Annotated in this window: 17 protein-coding genes and 1 pseudogene; 10 read left to right on the forward strand and 8 right to left on the reverse strand. The window is 64.7% G+C overall.

The window, feature by feature from the left end; translation table 11 throughout:
* Nucleotides 1-2,291 (reverse strand): endopeptidase La (gene lon / locus WAO18_RS05520; protein WP_422204538.1); only part of this gene is annotated, 2,291 nt, incomplete at its 3' end.
* Between the two features lie 72 nt (nucleotides 2,292-2,363).
* Complete coding sequence (locus WAO18_RS05525; protein ID WP_422204540.1) at nucleotides 2,364-2,912, reverse strand: CGNR zinc finger domain-containing protein; 549 nt, start codon at nucleotides 2,910-2,912, stop codon at nucleotides 2,364-2,366.
* Between the two features lie 237 nt (nucleotides 2,913-3,149).
* Between WAO18_RS05525 and WAO18_RS05530 the strand changes: the two genes are divergently transcribed.
* The gene (locus tag WAO18_RS05530; RefSeq protein WP_422204542.1) at nucleotides 3,150-3,806 is read left to right on the forward strand and encodes a hypothetical protein; all 657 of its coding nucleotides are present in this window, start codon (nucleotides 3,150-3,152) and stop codon (nucleotides 3,804-3,806) included.
* A gap of 263 nt (nucleotides 3,807-4,069) precedes the next feature.
* Nucleotides 4,070-4,504, forward strand: coding sequence for a hypothetical protein (locus WAO18_RS05535; RefSeq protein WP_422204544.1), 435 nt, complete (start codon nucleotides 4,070-4,072; stop codon nucleotides 4,502-4,504).
* 1 nt (nucleotide 4,505) lies between these two features.
* On the opposite strand, the gene WAO18_RS05540 is transcribed toward WAO18_RS05535, so the two are convergent.
* Nucleotides 4,506-5,759 (reverse strand): alpha-hydroxy acid oxidase, encoded by a 1,254-nt coding sequence (locus WAO18_RS05540; RefSeq protein WP_422204546.1) that lies wholly within the window; start codon nucleotides 5,757-5,759, stop codon nucleotides 4,506-4,508.
* 18 nt (nucleotides 5,760-5,777) lie between these two features.
* Here WAO18_RS05540 and WAO18_RS05545 point away from each other — a divergent pair, with 18 nt between their 5' ends.
* On the forward strand, nucleotides 5,778-6,209 hold the full coding sequence (locus tag WAO18_RS05545; RefSeq protein WP_422204548.1) for a DUF1810 domain-containing protein: 432 nt from the start codon (nucleotides 5,778-5,780) through the stop codon (nucleotides 6,207-6,209).
* Here the strand turns inward: WAO18_RS05545 and WAO18_RS05550 are convergent.
* From WAO18_RS05550 to WAO18_RS05565, 4 genes are all read right to left on the reverse strand, one after another.
* Complete coding sequence (locus WAO18_RS05550) at nucleotides 6,206-7,507, reverse strand: alpha-amylase family protein (RefSeq protein WP_422204550.1); 1,302 nt, start codon at nucleotides 7,505-7,507, stop codon at nucleotides 6,206-6,208. The genes WAO18_RS05545 and WAO18_RS05550 overlap by 4 nt on opposite strands.
* On the reverse strand, nucleotides 7,504-7,983 hold the full coding sequence (locus WAO18_RS05555) for a nucleoside deaminase (RefSeq protein ID WP_422204551.1): 480 nt from the start codon (nucleotides 7,981-7,983) through the stop codon (nucleotides 7,504-7,506). Before WAO18_RS05555 ends, WAO18_RS05550 begins: the two co-directional genes overlap by 4 nt.
* A 24-nt stretch (nucleotides 7,984-8,007) precedes the next feature.
* The gene (locus WAO18_RS05560; protein WP_422204553.1) at nucleotides 8,008-8,544 is read right to left on the reverse strand and encodes an alkyl hydroperoxide reductase; all 537 of its coding nucleotides are present in this window, start codon (nucleotides 8,542-8,544) and stop codon (nucleotides 8,008-8,010) included.
* Between the two features lie 89 nt (nucleotides 8,545-8,633).
* Nucleotides 8,634-9,221: a peroxiredoxin gene (locus WAO18_RS05565; protein WP_422204555.1), complete on the reverse strand. Its 588-nt coding sequence runs from the start codon at nucleotides 9,219-9,221 to the stop codon at nucleotides 8,634-8,636.
* Between the two features lie 105 nt (nucleotides 9,222-9,326).
* Here WAO18_RS05565 and WAO18_RS05570 point away from each other — a divergent pair, with 105 nt between their 5' ends.
* The 4 genes from WAO18_RS05570 to WAO18_RS05585 are packed head-to-tail and all read left to right on the forward strand — an operon-like array spanning nucleotide 9,327 to nucleotide 12,424.
* On the forward strand, nucleotides 9,327-10,262 hold the full coding sequence (locus WAO18_RS05570) for a hydrogen peroxide-inducible genes activator (RefSeq protein ID WP_422204557.1): 936 nt from the start codon (nucleotides 9,327-9,329) through the stop codon (nucleotides 10,260-10,262).
* Between the two features lie 52 nt (nucleotides 10,263-10,314).
* The gene (locus WAO18_RS05575) at nucleotides 10,315-10,947 is read left to right on the forward strand and encodes a PaaI family thioesterase (protein WP_422204559.1); all 633 of its coding nucleotides are present in this window, start codon (nucleotides 10,315-10,317) and stop codon (nucleotides 10,945-10,947) included.
* A 9-nt stretch (nucleotides 10,948-10,956) separates the two neighbouring features.
* Nucleotides 10,957-11,655 (forward strand): EthD domain-containing protein, encoded by a 699-nt coding sequence (locus WAO18_RS05580; RefSeq protein ID WP_422204561.1) that lies wholly within the window; start codon nucleotides 10,957-10,959, stop codon nucleotides 11,653-11,655.
* Between the two features lie 10 nt (nucleotides 11,656-11,665).
* Nucleotides 11,666-12,424 carry an enoyl-CoA hydratase/isomerase family protein gene (locus tag WAO18_RS05585; RefSeq protein ID WP_422204563.1) on the forward strand — a complete coding sequence of 253 codons (759 nt, stop codon included), beginning with the start codon at nucleotides 11,666-11,668 and terminating at the stop codon, nucleotides 12,422-12,424.
* A gap of 3 nt (nucleotides 12,425-12,427) precedes the next feature.
* Here WAO18_RS05585 and WAO18_RS05590 read toward each other — a convergent pair whose 3' ends face one another.
* Nucleotides 12,428-12,610, reverse strand: coding sequence for a (2Fe-2S)-binding protein (locus tag WAO18_RS05590; protein WP_422204565.1), 183 nt, complete (start codon nucleotides 12,608-12,610; stop codon nucleotides 12,428-12,430).
* A 280-nt stretch (nucleotides 12,611-12,890) separates the two neighbouring features.
* On the opposite strand from WAO18_RS05590, the gene bfr reads away from it, so the two are divergent.
* From bfr to WAO18_RS05605, 3 genes and pseudogenes are all read left to right on the forward strand, one after another.
* The gene (bfr, locus tag WAO18_RS05595) at nucleotides 12,891-13,388 is read left to right on the forward strand and encodes a bacterioferritin (RefSeq protein WP_422204567.1); all 498 of its coding nucleotides are present in this window, start codon (nucleotides 12,891-12,893) and stop codon (nucleotides 13,386-13,388) included.
* Between the two features lie 19 nt (nucleotides 13,389-13,407).
* A complete protein-coding gene (locus WAO18_RS05600; RefSeq protein WP_422204569.1) occupies nucleotides 13,408-15,525 on the forward strand; it encodes an MDR family MFS transporter in 2,118 nt (705 codons plus the stop codon).
* Nucleotides 15,497-15,634 (forward strand): annotated as a pseudogene (locus WAO18_RS05605) (carboxymuconolactone decarboxylase family protein); the annotation flags it as partial. The gene WAO18_RS05600 and the pseudogene WAO18_RS05605, both read left to right, overlap by 29 nt.

Raw genomic sequence — 15,634 nt, forward strand, 5'->3', positions numbered from 1 at the left:
GTTGCGGGCTCCAGTGCCTGCGCGACGATCGCGGCGACATCGGTCATCGGTTTGACGTCCAATGCCTCGAGCACCTCGGCGGGCACGTCGTCCAGGTCTGGCTCGTTGCGCTGCGGGATGAACACCGTGGAGAGCCCGGCCCGCTGCGCGGCGAGCAGCTTCTGCTTCACGCCGCCGATCGGCAACACCCGGCCGTTCAGCGTCACCTCGCCGGTCATCCCGACATCGGCGCGGACCTGTCGTCCGGTAGCCATCGACACCAGCGCGGTCACCATCGTCACACCGGCCGAGGGACCGTCCTTGGGAACGGCGCCCGCGGGCACGTGCACGTGGATGCGCCGGTTCAGCGTGGCGGGGTCGACGCCCAACTCCGCGGCGTGCGAACGGACGTAGGACAGCGCGATCTGCGCCGACTCCTTCATCACGTCACCGAGCTGACCGGTCAGCTGCAGACCCGGTTCACCGTCGTTGGCGCCAGCTTCGATGTAGAGCACGTCGCCACCCAGCCCGGTCACCGCCAGGCCGGTCGCCACCCCCGGTACCGCCGTGCGTTCGGCCGACTCGGGAGTGAAGCGCGGCCGGCCCAGGTAATCCACCAGATCAGGCTCGTCGATCGTCACCTGATCCTGAGCGATCTTGGTGGTGACTTTGCGCAAAGCCTTGGCCAGCAGCCGTTCGAACTGCCGCATGCCGGGTTCGCGGGTGTAGTCGGCGGCGATCTTGCGCAGCGCCGCCTCGGTCACGCTCACCTCGTCGTCGGTCAAGCCGGCACGGTCGCGCTGGCGCGGCAACAAGAAGTCACGCGCGATCGCGACCTTGTCGTCCTCGGTGTAGCCGTCGATCTGCACCAGCTCCATCCGGTCCAGCAGCGCCGACGGGATGTTCTCAATGACGTTGGCGGTAGCCAGGAAGACCACATCGGACAGGTCCAGATCGAGGTCCAGGTAATGATCCCGGAAGGTGTGGTTCTGCGCGGGGTCGAGGACCTCCAGCAGCGCCGCACTCGGGTCGCCGCGGAAGTCCGAGCCGACCTTGTCGATCTCATCAAGCAGCACAACGGGATTCATCGACGCGGCTTCACCGATGGCACGAACGATCCGGCCCGGCAGCGCACCGACGTAGGTGCGACGGTGGCCACGGATCTCGGCCTCGTCGCGCACACCGCCGAGCGCGACGCGGACGAACTTGCGCCCCAGCGCGCGCGCGACGCTCTCGCCCAGCGACGTCTTACCGACACCAGGAGGGCCGGCCAGCACCATCACAGCGCCGGAGCCGCGGCCGCCGACGACCTGCAGGCCGCGTTGGGCACGCCGGGCTCGCACCGCCAGGTACTCCACGATGCGGTCCTTGACGTCGTCCAGCCCGTGGTGATCGGCGTCCAGGATTTCGCGGGCGGCCTTGAGGTCGGTGGAGTCCTGGGTGCGGGTATTCCACGGCAGGTCGAGCACGGTGTCCAGCCAGGTGCGGATCCAACCGCCTTCGGGGCTTTGATCGCTGGAGCGTTCCAGCTTGCCGACCTCGCGCAGCGCCGCCTCGCGAACCTTGTCCGGCAGGTCGGCCGCCTCAACGCGGGCGCGATAGTCGTCGGATCCCTCCGGCTCACCCTCGCCCAGCTCCTTGCGGATCGCGTTGAGCTGCTGGCGCAGCAGGAATTCTTTCTGCTGCTTTTCCATGCCTTCGCGCACGTCTTCGGCGATCTTGTCGTTGACCTCGACTTCAGCCAGGTGGTCACCGGTCCAGTCGATCAACGCCGTCAGTCGCTCGGCGACGTTTTCGGTCTCCAGCAGCTGCCGCTTCTGCACATCTGTGAGGTAGGACGCATAGCCGGCCATGTCGGCCAAGGCCGATGGATCGGTCAGCTTGTTGACGACGTCGACGAGCTCCCAGGCCTCGCGGCGCTGCAGCATCGCCAGCAGCAACTTCTTGTATTCGCCTGCGAGCGTGCGGGTCTCGTCGCTCGGCTCGGAATCGGCGACTTCGGTCACCTCGACCCACAGCGCGGCGCCTGGCCCGCTGGCACCGGCGCCGATGTGGGCCCGTCGCTCACCACGCACGACTGCCGCGGTGCCACCGCCGGGTATCCGGCCGACCTGCACGATCGTCGCGAGCACGCCATAGGACGGGTAACGGTCGTCCAGCCGCGGCGCGATCAGCAACGTGCCCGATTCGGTGGCACGTGCAGCGTCGACGGCGGTGCGAGCAGCGTCGTCCAGCGCGATCGGCACCACCATGCCGGGCAGCACGATCGGGTCGCTGACGAACAGCACCGGCACTGATTTGGCTTCAGCCATCATTCCTCCAAAGTTAAGCTTGATGCGCTCAACCTGTATCGGATCCAGTTTGTTCCCGACGGGAACTGGCTGCTAACCGGAGCAGGCGCGCTGACGAGCCCGGAAGGCCTGGACTTTCGCGCGGTTGCCGCAGGTGCCCATCCCGCACCAGTGTCGGTTCTTGGCTCGGGACGCATCCAGGTAAAGACGGGTGCAGTCCGGGTGCACACAACGCTTGACGTTCTCCATGTCGGCTCCGGCCAGCAGGTCGACCAGATCCGCGGCCAGGCTGGCCATAAGTTGCGATGCGGTGCCTTCGCGGCGGGTAGCGCCGGTTCGCAGCAATCGCGGCGTCAGCTGAGGTTGGCAGGCCCGCTCGTTGAGCAGTTCGACGTCGGCGACCTGGGGCCGGTGGCCCTCGAGCCGGGCGATGACGGTCCGATAGATGGCTTCGCGCACCTCGATCGCGGCCACCAGATCGTGGTCGGTGACAGCAAAGGCGGTATCCAACAGCCCGGCCTCAACTGCCCAGTCCGACAGCAGTTCGGGCTGGGTCAGCAGCTCCTCGCGGGCGCTGTTTCGGTGCTTCATGGTGCCGACGAAGTCAAGGCATCGACGGCCACTGACATAGACGTATGTCACAGGTAACCACCTTGACAGGTTTCACTGTCAGACGCAAGGTGTAACTATATAAACCGGTTACAACGAGAGAGACTCCGCGAACGCAAAGCGCGCCCCCGCCGTCCAACTGAGTAACCAGCCGATCTATTTGGTAGCGAAAGGCGAAAGGACTCAGCCAAAATGGACCTCTACCGCATCACCCACCCGCTGAGATTGGCCCGAGGATCGCACCAGCCGGGTTCCGGCAAAGGATGCGCGATGAACGTGATCTCCTACATCAACGGCGACTCGCAGGTCACCGACTTTCCCAGCTGCTCGGCCCGGCCGCTGAGCCTGCTCGTCCAGTCCAGTAACGACTCGCTCGCTGGACCGGATGGCTACCTGTCACCCGAGGGCAGTGTCGTTGTACTGGACCTCGCTTGGCTGACCGTGGGAACCGCGGACGTCCCCGAGACCGTTGTCCACGCGTGGGTGGCCGCGTTACTGACCGACTCGGAGTGGGGAGTCCTGCACTACGCCAAAATCACAGCCCACAAAGCGATCCTGGACATTGCCGAACTGCACCGCGCCGCGGCGGCGGGGGAGATGCCGCCGGTCGCCGACTGGGATGCCGCTGCGCGGGCAGCACTTGAAGTGGCCGCGACGCTCAGTGGCTCCGGAAGTCGCGCTGTGCGAGCCGCTTTCGAGTCGACCAGGTTCGTGGATGGCGACCTGGCCTCCTCGTTGGATCGGGTGGTCGCTCACGCGTTGAACGCGCACGCGTTGGCGTCCGGCCTTGTCGGCAAGGCAAGTCGGATAACGGAATTCGCCGGCCACGCGATCACCTCGTGGCGGCATCTCGCCGGACTGGACGACGACAAGGTCCGCGACATCAGCCCGAATCCGCTCGAAGCTCAGTTGCCGGCCTGCGCCTAGAAGTGCGGCGGCTGGCGCGAAAGTAGGTATCTGCGAACCGTCCGTTCCGTACACTCAACGGTTCACATCGCGTTGTGAACCGCATAAGCGGGAAGGACACGACTATGTCTATATTTCGCCGCCTGATCGCTGTCGGGCTTGCTGTCGCAGTGTTGTTGACGTTGTCAGGCTGTTCGAAGCTGGGCCAAATCCAGTCGGCGATGTCATCGGCCAAGTCCGCGGTGTCCGAATCCAGGAATATCTCCCAGTGGACGGTGGACAAAATGACCCAGGCGTTCGCCTCAATTAACGGCAAGATCGGCGCCGATCCGGCCGACTACGTCGAGGTCCTCGTCAACGAGATATTTCTGAGCGTCAAGGCAATCGATCCGCACAAGCGGGAGAACGTCGATAACTACACCTACCAGGGTGAGTCTGTCCAGGTGGCGCCGGTCGACGTCAGTAGCAACGCGCCGGGCGCTGTAGAGGCGAGCGCTTTCAAGGCCGATACGGTCAAACCGGCTGTGCTGGCGCAAACAATGGCAGCTGCGCCCGGGGACTCAACCGTCGAGAACGGCACCGTCGAATTTGTGATGGTCAAGAAAGCGATGGCAAATCAGGACCAGCCGGGGATTCAAATCGACATCAAGGGCCCACGGGCATCGAAGATGGTCCACTACGACCTGACGGGCAAGCTCCTCGAGGTCACCCAAGGGTGAGCTAGCGCTGTCCGGAACCAAAAGAAGGCAGCGGCGCCAGCCGTCGAAGCTGCGTCACATGCTTGGGTGACAGCTCCTCAAGGCAGCTGACACCAAGCAGTTTCATGGTGCGAATCAACTGAGTGGACAGAATGTCGACGGCCCGGCGCACTCCGGCTTCACCGCCGGCCATCAAGCCATACAGATAGGCCCGGCCGATCAGCGTGCTGCGCGCGCCCAGCGCCACCGCCGCGACGATGTCGGCGCCGGACATGATGCCGGTGTCCACCAGGATTTCGGTGTGGGCACCCAGCTCACGCGCGACGACGGGCAACAAGTGAAAAGGTACCGGCGCCCGATCGAGTTGGCGGCCGCCATGATTGGACAAGACGATGCCGTCGACCCCGAGATCCACCACGGCGCGTGCGTCGTCGAGGGTCTGGATGCCCTTGACGACGAGCTTGCCGGGCCATTGCGACTTGATCCACGCCAGGTCGTCGAAGGTCAGGCTGGGGTCGAACATTGTGTCCAGGTACTGGCCGACGGTTCCCGACCAGCGATCCAGCGACGCGAACGACAGCGGCTCGGTGGTCATCAAGTCGAACCACCAGCGCGGTCGCAGCGCCGCATCGAAAGCTGTACGAAGGGTCAACGCCGTCGGAATGGACATACCGTTGCGGAGATCGCGCAGTCGCGCGCCTGAAACGGGAACATCGACGGTGGCCAGCAGGGTGTCGAAACCGGCCTCGGCGGCCCGGCGCACTAAAGCCATCGAACGGTCCCGATCGCGCCACATGTACAGCTGAAACCACTTGCGGCCCTGCGGAGCAGCGGCCGCGACGTCCTCAATCGACGCCGTCCCCAATGTCGACAGCGAAAACGGGATGCCGGCCGTCGCGGCAACGCGGGCGCCGGCGAGCTCGCCGTCGGTGTGCATCAGCCGGCTGAAGCCGGTCGGCGCGATGGCGAACGGCAACGCCACCGACTGACCGAGCACCTGCCAATCGGTGCGGGCATTGCTGACGTCGCGCAGGATCGTCGGGTGAAATTCGATGTCGCGAAAGGCTTGTCGCGCACGCTGCAGTGAGATCTCGTCCTCGGCCGCGCCGTCGGTGTAATCGAAGGCTGCCCGTGGTGTCCGGCGCTTGGCCAGGCGGCGCAGATCGTCAATGGTCTGTGCGTCATCGAGCCGCCGCTGGGCGCGGTCGAACCGGGGCTTACGGAAGCGGATCAACGGCGCGAGGTCGCGCACCTTCGGCAGTCGCCGTTTGACCACTGTGCCACCGTAGGTCATATGGAATCGGCAAGCGACCCGTTCGACCTGCAGCGTTTCGTCGACGCGCAGGCGCGCGTATATGTGCAGGTCCTCGACGAGCTACGAGCCGGTCGGAAACGCAGCCACTGGATCTGGTTTGTCTTCCCGCAGATCACCGGCCTGGGCAGTAGCCCCACCGCGGCCAAATATGCGATCTCGTCGCTTGACGAGGCGCGGGCCTACCTTCGCCACGAAGTGCTGGGGCCGCGGCTGCACGAATGCACGCAGTTGGTCAACGCCGTGCAGAACCGCTCGATTGGCGCGATCTTCGGGTCGCCCGACGACATGAAGGTGCGGTCATCGATGACGTTGTTCGCCCGCGCGACATCCGACAACGAGGATTTCGTCGAGTTGCTGGCCCGCTACTACGACGGCAACGAGGATCCAATGACCCTGCAGCGCCTGACTTAGGACGGCCGCAAGATCCGCCAGCCGTGCGGCTCGACGGACACCTCATCGACGACTTCTTGTGGTGGCGCCCCGCTGCCCGCGATCACCTCGGCAGGGCCGGAATCCAGCCGCACCTGCAACGGGGTCTCGTCGATGTTGAGCGCGACGACTAATGCCTGATCTCCTTGGCGGGTCTGATACACGTAGTGCCGGTTGTCCAACCGAAGCGCCGAGGTCGACGCGCCGTGCAGCCACGGGTGTCGTCGGCGTAACCCGATGAGGTATTGATGCAACGACCACACGTCACTTCCGCGGGCATCCAGTTGCGCTGGGGGAGAGCCGAATTCGGGCCGTACCGCGTCGTCGCCGCCGAATCGCTCCTCCTTGACGCCGAAGTAACCGAACTCGTCGCCGGCGTAGATGCTGGGGACGCCCCCCACGGTCATCAGGATCACCAGCGCATGAGCCAGGTGTTCGGGACGCTGCAGTTGGCTGGCGATCCGGGTGACGTCGTGATTGCCGATGAAGGTCAGCGGCGCGAAGCTTTCAACGAAACCGGTATGGCGTTGCATTGCGTGATCTAGTTCGAAAAAATTGTCGTCGTTGAGCCCGCTCCAGATTGCCTTCCACAGCTCGTATTGGGTGGCCGAGTCGAATCCGGCCGCACGGACCACCGCGGCGTAGTCGCCGTGGATCAACTCTGCAACGAACCATGCGTCCGGGTGCCGCTGGCGTGCCTTGGGCAGAACCGCAGCCCAGAATTGTTGCGGGACAGCGTAAGCAGCGTCCAGCCGCCAGCCGTCAGCCCCGCGGTCCAACCAATGCGCCATCACGTCGGCGACGTAATCGACGACCTCGGGGTTGTCGTGGTTCAACGTGAACAGGCCGTCATGGCCCTCGAAGGTATGGAATCCGCCCGGCCGCCCACGGAACCAGCGTGCGGCCGCGTCGTCGTCGCGGATGGCCTCGCGGTAACGCGGAAAACCAGCACCGACGTGGTTGAACACCCCGTCGAGCAGCACCCGCAAGCCGCGCCGCCGCGCCTCTGCGATGAGGTAGTCGAAATCGTCGTCGTCACCGAGTCGCGGATCGATCCGGTAATGGTCGCTGGTGTCGTAGCCGTGAGTGGTTGAGGCGAAGATCGGCCCGAGTGCGATTCCCGATGCACCCAGAGCGATGGCGTGGTCGAACCATTCGGGTATGCGTCGCAACCGGTGCTCATCGGGATGCGGTGAAACCGTCGCCGGAAACGCACCCGCGAATCCCAGCGGGTAGACGTGCCACCAGATCGCATGCTCAACCCAGGCGGGTGTGGTCATCGCCGGTACCTGGCTTCGTAGAGCGCCTTCATGTCCTGCTGAAGTTCGGGCGCCGGTCCGTCGACCACCGCCCGGGGGGTGACCACGCTGACCGGCAGCATGGCGACCGGCGGTGCCGGCGCGCGCCACTCGGTGAGCCAGTCGGTTAGTTGAGCGTTCGACGTCGCGTACACGATGCGTCCCAGCCCCGACCACGCATGCGCGGCCGCGCACATCGGACAGTGCTCGCACGACGTGTACACGGTGGCTCGAATACGATGCACCGGAGCTAGATTCGTGACTGCCCACCGAATCAAGCCCACTTCGGCGTGCCGCGTTTGATCGTTGTCAGTGACGCGGTTGTGGTCCTCGTACAAGGTCTGGTCGTCGGCGCAGACAAGCACCGCACCGAAAGGTCCGTGTCCGGCTTCCAGGGCGGTGCGGGCAAGCTCGACGCAGCGCCGTGAGCGTTGCAGATCGGTGTGACTGACGACCATAAGGCCGAAGTCTACGGACGCCAGTTAGCCGGTCGCGGCCAACGTTTGTGCGGTGGTGATCGCCTGCGCGACCCCGGTGACGATGGCCGCCACCTTCAACGCCTCCAGGATCGCTTCGCGCTCGACGCCGGCCTCGCGCAAGGTGTGCTCGTGGGCGGTCACGCAGTGTCCACAGCCGTTGATCGACGACACCGCAAAGGACCACAGCTCAAAGTTGGCCTTGTCCGCACCCGGGTTCCCGATTATGTTCATCCGCAACCCCGGACGGAGGTCGTCGTATTTGCCGTCCAGAAAGCCGCGGCCACGGTAGAACACGTTGTTCATTCCCATGATCGACGCGGCGCCCAGCGCGGCCTGGTAGGCCTCAGCGGACAACTCATCGGCCGCCTCGGCGCCAATCTCTGCCAGCACCTGGGTATTCCGCGTCGCCGCGGCGCTGGCCAGCAACGTGCCCCACAGCTGCTCTTCGTTCAGCACGGTGCTGCGGCTGATCGAACCGAGGTTGAGCTTGAGGTCCTTGGCGTAATCGGGCAGCGCGTCCTTCAGGTTTTCGATGCTCATATGCGTCCCTCCTTCTCATCTCTTCGTCCCCCGCAAGCGGGAGGTGCCCCGACTGCATCGTCGGTGACGCGGCTCATCAGATCCTCCGATCAGGCCGATGCCTTGAGCAGTTCGCCGGCGTCCAGCGTGGGGTCACCCTTGCGCCAGTTGCACGCGCACAGTTCGTCGGACTGCAGGGCGTCGAGCACCCGAAGCACCTCATCCACGTTGCGGCCCACCGAACCGGCGGTCACCGACACGAATTGGATTTCGTTGTTCGGGTCGACGATGAACGTGACGCGGTCGGCCACCCCGTCGGCGTTGAGAGCCCCGGTGGCTTCGACCAATTCACGCTTGAGGTCCGAAAGCATAGGGAACGGCAGCTTTTTCAGGTCCTCGTGCTGGGCGCGCCACTGGAAGTGGACGAACTCGCTATCCACCGAGACGCCGAGCACCTGCGTGTCGCGGTCGATGAACTCGTCGTTCAGCTTGCCGAAGGCGGCAATTTCGGTCGGGCACACGAAGGTGAAGTCTTTCGGCCAGAAGAACACCACCCGCCATTTGCCCTCGAAGTCGCCGCTGGAGATCGTCGTGAAGTAGTCCTCGGGCTGTTGCGCGTCGACCTTGGAGAGGTCGCCACCGATCAACGCCGTCAGCCGGTAGGCCGGGAATTGGTCACCGATAGTCAGCAATGCCATGTCGCTCCTCCACTCAAATTGGATCCAGTCAAGAATTCCGCTGACACCATCCTGCCTGAACCACACTTTGAATAAAAGGTGATCTTTCCCACTATACTGATAAGTATGACCGATAAGAGTTATCAGCCGACGATCGCTGGCCTTCGAGCCTTTGTCGCTGTCGCTGAGAAGCAGCATTTCGGCAGTGCTGCAACAACTCTCGGTGTCAGCCAGTCGACACTCTCACAAGCCCTGTCGGCACTGGAGAGCGGCCTGGGAGTCCAGCTGGTTGAGCGCTCCACCCGACGCGTTTTCCTGACGGAGGAGGGCCGGGCTCTGCTGCCGCAGGCTCAGGCCGTGATCGAGGCCGCTACGGCGTTCGCCGCAGCGGCTGCGGGGTCAGCCGATCCGCTGCGGGGCACCGTCCGGTTGGGTCTGATCCCGACGGTGGCGCCCTACGTCCTGCCCACGCTGCTCGCCGGCCTGGCTGATCGGCTGCCCGGCCTGAGCTTGCGGGTGATCGAAGACCAGACCGAACGGCTGCTGACCGGGCTGCGCGAGGGCTCGATGGACGCGGCGCTGATCGCCTTGCCGGCCGAGGCCAGCGGTATTGCTGAAATCCCGATCTACGACGAAGATTTCGTGCTCGCTCTGCCGCCGGGGCATCCGCTGGCCGGCAAGCGACGCGTGCCGCCGACCGCACTGGCCGAGCTGCCGCTGCTGCTTCTCGACGAGGGCCACTGCCTGCGCGACCAGGCGCTCGACGTCTGCCGCAAGGCGGGTGTGCGCGCCGAACTCGCCAACACCCGGGCGGCCTCGCTGGCCACAGCCGTGCAATGTGTGACCGGCGGGCTGGGCGTGACGTTGATCCCGCAGAGTGCGGTACCCGTCGAATCCGCCCGCAGCCGCTTGCAGCTGGCCTACTTCGCCACACCTCGCCCCGGACGCCGGATTGGGCTGGTGTTCCGGTCGTCCAGCGGGCGCGAAGGGCCGTACCGCCAACTTGCCGGGTTGATCGGCGAACTGCTCGCGGAAGACCAGCAAGTACGGCCGGTGCGGTAGCGACAGGCACCCCACCACACAGTCCGATGTGAACGTGTTCTAGTTTCGCCTCATGCTGGACTTCACGCTGGAGAACATCAGCTCCGAGGAGGTCGAACGGCTGCGGGCGGTCTACGGGCCGTTGGCCGAGTCCGTCCGGCAGTTGATCGACGCGACGGTCAGAACCGAGATGGACGCCGATGCGGTCGCAGCGGCCAAGGCCGAGATCGACTCGGCCACCCGGCGTTTGCGTCAAAGGCAGACCGACGGGAGCTTCGGTGTGCGTTATCTCGCCAGCGGCGAGCGGATGGCCTGGGGCAACGCGGTGATCGGACTGCGCAATCCGATCGCGCCGCCAGTCGACATCCGTCGCGACGCGCCCGGCACATCGGTGTGCGATTTCCATTTGGGCGCCGCCTATGAGGGGCCGCCCGGCCATGTGCACGGCGGTGTGGCCGCACTGGTGCTCGATCATCTGCTGGGCGAAGCCGCAAGCGACGGCATCAATCCACGTCTGACCGGGACAATCAGCTTCCGCTACGTGCGGGCGACCCGGCTGGGCCGGTTGCACGCCGAGGCCTCCATCACCCACACCGACGGAGTGAAGACGTACGCGGTCGGCCATCTCGCCGACGATGAGGGAATTACCGTCGAGGCCGAAGGCGTATTCATCCAACCGCGCTGGGCGCGGGATCGCGCGGAATAGGTTTCGGTTATGGAAAAGGTAGTGGCGGTACTCCTGGCGGCCGATCGTGACGAAGATTGGTGCGAGCGGCAGCGAGGGTCCGTCGGTCAGGCGATCCTCGCGCTGGGTGTTGCCGGGCTGACCGTCAATGTCCGCGACGCAGCGGTGAGTCATTCCATGATGACGCTGACCACCCTCGACCCGCCCGCTGCGGCCGTGGTGAGCATGTGGACCCAACAGTGCTACGGGGACCAGGTTGCCGAGGCCCTGCGACTGCTGGCGGCTGAGTGCGATCACCTTGCAGCCTATCTGGTCACCGAGTCTGTTCCATTGCCGGCGCCGCTCGAACTGGGCAGTCGTACAACAGGTTTAGCGAATGTCGCGCTGCTACGCCGACCGGCCGAACTAGACCCGGCGACCTGGCGGCAGCGCTGGCAGCACGACCACACGCCAGTGGCGATCGAAACTCAGTCCACCTTCGGTTACACCCAGAATGCGGTGGTGCGTGCACTGACACCGGACGCGCCCCAGCTGGCGGGCATCGTCGAAGAGCTGTTTCCGGCCGAGGCGATTACCGATCTGAAAGCGTTCTTCGGCGCGGCCGACGACGCCGACCTGCAGCAAAGGCTGGCCAGAATGGTAGCCAGCACAACGGCTTTCGGAGCCAACGAGAACATCGACACCGTGCCGACCAGTCGCTACGTGCTGAAGACACCCTTCCAGAGTTGAGGAGCCACTGGTGATACTCCAGGTCGACGACCAGAACCGGGTACGCACGCTTACCCTGAACCGGCCCGATGCGCTCAACGCGTTCAATGAGGCGCTCTACGAAACCACCGCCGAGGCACTGCGGCTGGCCGCCGAAGACCCCGACGTTGCCGTCGTGCTGTTGACCGGGGCCGGACGCGCATTCAGCGCCGGTAACGACCTCAAGGAGATGCAGGCGCGCATCACCGACCCCGAAATGGCCAATCAGGGCTCGCATTTCACCACGATGATCGATGCGCTGACCCGGTTTCCCAAACCCTTGATCTGCGCGGTGAATGGCGTAGGCGTCGGGATCGGCACCACCATCCTGGGATACGCCGATCTGGTATTCATGTCCGCGACGGCCCGGCTGAAGTGCCCATTTACCAGCTTGGGCGTCGCACCGGAGGCGGCATCGTCGTATCTGCTGCCACAGTTGATCGGTCGGCAGAACGCTGCCTGGTTGTTGTTGTCCTCGGAATGGGTGGACGCACACGAGGCGCTGGCGATGGGCATGGCCTGGAAGGTGTGCCAACCCGGGGAGCTGCTCGCCGAGGCCCGCCGGTACGCCGAAATCCTTGCCGCCCGGCCAATTCCGAGCCTGATCGCCGTCAAACAATCCATCGTCGAACCCACGCGTCCCGAGATTGCGGCCGCGACTGAACGCGAAAATGCACATTTCGCAAAGCTTTTGGGCGGTCAGGCCAACGCGGCGGCGCTGGCGGACTTCACCGCCAAGCGGGGCAACTGATCGTTAGGAACCGGTGGGCTGCAACCGGGCGGACGCCTCGATGATGGCCCGCAGTGTGCGCCGGCACCGTCCGCAGTCAAGGCCTGCTCCGCATGCCGCCGCGACCTCTTTAGAGGTCGAGGCCCCACCGGCGACCGCGTCGGACACGGTCTGGCTGGTGACCCCTTCACATAGGCACACGTACATCAGCGAGCCCCGGAGATCTGGTGCTCCGCGCAGAACACAGTCCGAACAGCCGACATGTAGGCAAGTCTAACCTAACTCGCTTCGCGAAGGCTATCCTTACTTAGGATAGCCTCTGACCAGCACTTTTCCTGAAATTGATGGCCCCACGCCGCCCAAATCAGCACCCCGACGGTCGCCGACTGGACTAAGTTTGTTCTCGGCAGGCGGTGGCGTTCCAGCCCAACCTCACCGTCGATCGCCGCGAGTCGACAACCATGCCAGGGGAGAACGAGGAGCGATCATGCAAGGTGATCCTGATGTTTTGCGCCTTCTGAACGAACAATTGACCAGCGAACTCACCGCGATCAATCAGTATTTTCTGCACTCCAAGATGCAAGAGAACTGGGGCTTCACCGAACTGGCCGGCCACACCCGCGCCGAATCGTTCGACGAGATGCGGCACGCCGAGGCGATCACCGACCGCATCCTGCTGCTGGACGGCCTGCCGAACTACCAACGCCTGTTCTCATTACGCATCGGCCAGACGCTGCGCGAACAGTTCGAAGCCGACCTGGCGATCGAATACGACGTGCTGAACCGGCTCAAGCCCGGCATCATCATGTGCCGTGAAAAGCAGGACTCGACCAGCGCCACCTTGTTGGAAGGCATTGTGGCCGACGAGGAAAACCACGTCGACTACCTAGAGACGCAGCTGCAGTTGATGGACAAGCTCGGCGAAGAGCTGTACTCGGCCCAGTGTGTCTCGCGTCCGCCGACGACGGGTCAAGCCGGCGACTGAGAGGGTATAGCTGCTGCGTATGACGAGAGCGCAGACAACGGCCACGCCGGACCCCGACACCAGCGGCGCATTGGTCAGCCCGCAACGCCGAAATTTCGTCTTCCTGGCGATCGTGCTGGGAATGCTGCTCGCGGCGCTGGATCAAACCATCGTCGCCACCGCACTCCCCACGATCGTCGCGGATCTTGGTGGGGCAGGCCATCAGTCGTGGGTCGTCACCAGCTATCTGCTCGCCTCGACGATCATCACCGCTCTGGTCGGCAGGCTCGGTGACCTGTTCGGCCGCAAGGCCGTGTTCCAGGCGGCGGTGATTTTTTTCGTCCTCGGGTCGGTGCTGTGCGGACTGTCGCAGTCGATGGTCATGCTGGTGGCCGCGCGCGCGCTGCAGGGCATCGGCGGCGGCGCGATCACCGTGACGGCCACCGCGCTGATCGGCGAAGTCATTCCGCTACGGGATCGCGGCCGTTATCAAGGCGCGCTTGGCGCGGTATTTGGAGTGACCACGGTAATCGGCCCGCTGTTGGGTGGATACTTCACCGACCACCTGACCTGGCGATGGGCATTCTGGATCAACGTTCCGGTGTCGGTCGTCGTCTTTTTTGTTGCGGCTGCGGCGATCCCGTCACTGGTTGCCCGGGCGAAGCCGGTCATCGACTACGCCGGCATCCTGTTCGTCGGCCTGGGCGCGACCGGTCTGACCCTGGCCACCAGCTGGGGTGGCACTACCTATCCGTGGTCCTCGCCAATCATCATCGGCCTGTTCGCGGCGTCCGCCGCTTCGCTGGGGGTCTTCGTCTGGGTCGAAAACCGATCGTCTGGACCGGAATTCGCACCGATCCTGCCGACCCGGCTGTTCGCCAACCCGGTCTTCACGGTCTGCTGCGTGCTGTCGTTCGTGGTCGGGTTCGCGATGCTGGGTGCGCTGACCTTCCTTCCGACCTACATGCAGTTCGTCAATGGTGTCTCGGCGACCACCTCCGGTCTGCGCACCCTGCCGATGGTCGCGGGGATGCTCTCGACGTCGATGGGCAGCGGTGTCCTGGTCGGCCGCACCGGCCGGTACAAGATCTTCCCGATCGCCGGAACAGCGTTGATGGCGCTCGCTTTTCTGCTGATGTCCCGGATGGACCCCGCCACATCGGCCCTGCTGCAATCGGTTTACCTGTTCCTCCTGGGCGCCGGTATCGGATCGTGCATGCAGGTGCTGGTCCTGATCGTGCAGAACACGTCGAGGTTCGAAGACCTCGGGGTCGCGACGTCGGGGGTGACGTTTTTCCGCACGATCGGCAGCTCGTTCGGTGCGGCCATCTTCGGCTCGCTGTTCACGAACTTCCTGCATAGCCGCATCGGTCCGGCGTTGGCGGCGAGCGGCGCGTCCCCGGCCGCGGCGAATTCGCCGGAGGCACTGCACCGATTGCCGCACGAGGTTGCCGCACCGATCGTCGGCGCCTACGCCGCGTCGCTGACCCAGGTGTTCCTGTGGGCAGTGCCGGTCGCGCTGGTCGGATTCACGCTGGCGCTGTTTCTGCGTGAGGTCCCGCTGCGGGACATCGGCAACAACGCCGCCGACATGGGCGACGGGTTCGCGATGCCGACCACGCAGACACCGGAGGACATGCTGGAAACGGCGATCGGGCGCCTGATGCGTGGCGAACCGGGTGTGCGGCTGCGCAGCATCGCCATGCGACCCGACTGCCGGCTCGACGTCGCCGAGTTGTGGGCGCTACTGCGCATCAACCGCTATCAGCGGGCACTGGGTATCGCCCGGATCACCGATATCGCAGAACAGTTCGGGATTCCGTACGAAGTCCTCGAACCCACCTTCGATCGCCTGGTCCGCGACGGTTACGCGCAACGCGACGTCGACCAGTACTGGCTCACCCCGGCCGGTGCCCGCGAAGTCGACTTCGTCTCGTCACTGCTGCAGGGGTGGGTCATCGACAAGCTCACCCGCTCACCGAACTTCCAGGGCCGACCGGACCGAGCTCAGATCGAGGCCGCGCTGAACCGGATCACCCATCGGATCGTCGCGCAGCCGGATTGGGATGAGCCGTCCGAGCTTGCTACACAACGGCTTCAACTGGGCCCTTCGGGCGTACCATCTCGCCATGAGCCGAATCGGAACATTCCCAGATAACGACCTCGCCGGTTGGATCCTGAAGTCACCGGAACTCGGCGGTGCGATCGGGGCATTCAGCGACGCGGTCTACAACCGGAGCCGGTTGCCGATGCGAACGCGGGAACTC

The organism is Mycobacterium sp. (assembly GCF_049278535.1).
Classification (GTDB): Bacteria; Actinomycetota; Actinomycetes; order Mycobacteriales; family Mycobacteriaceae; genus Mycobacterium.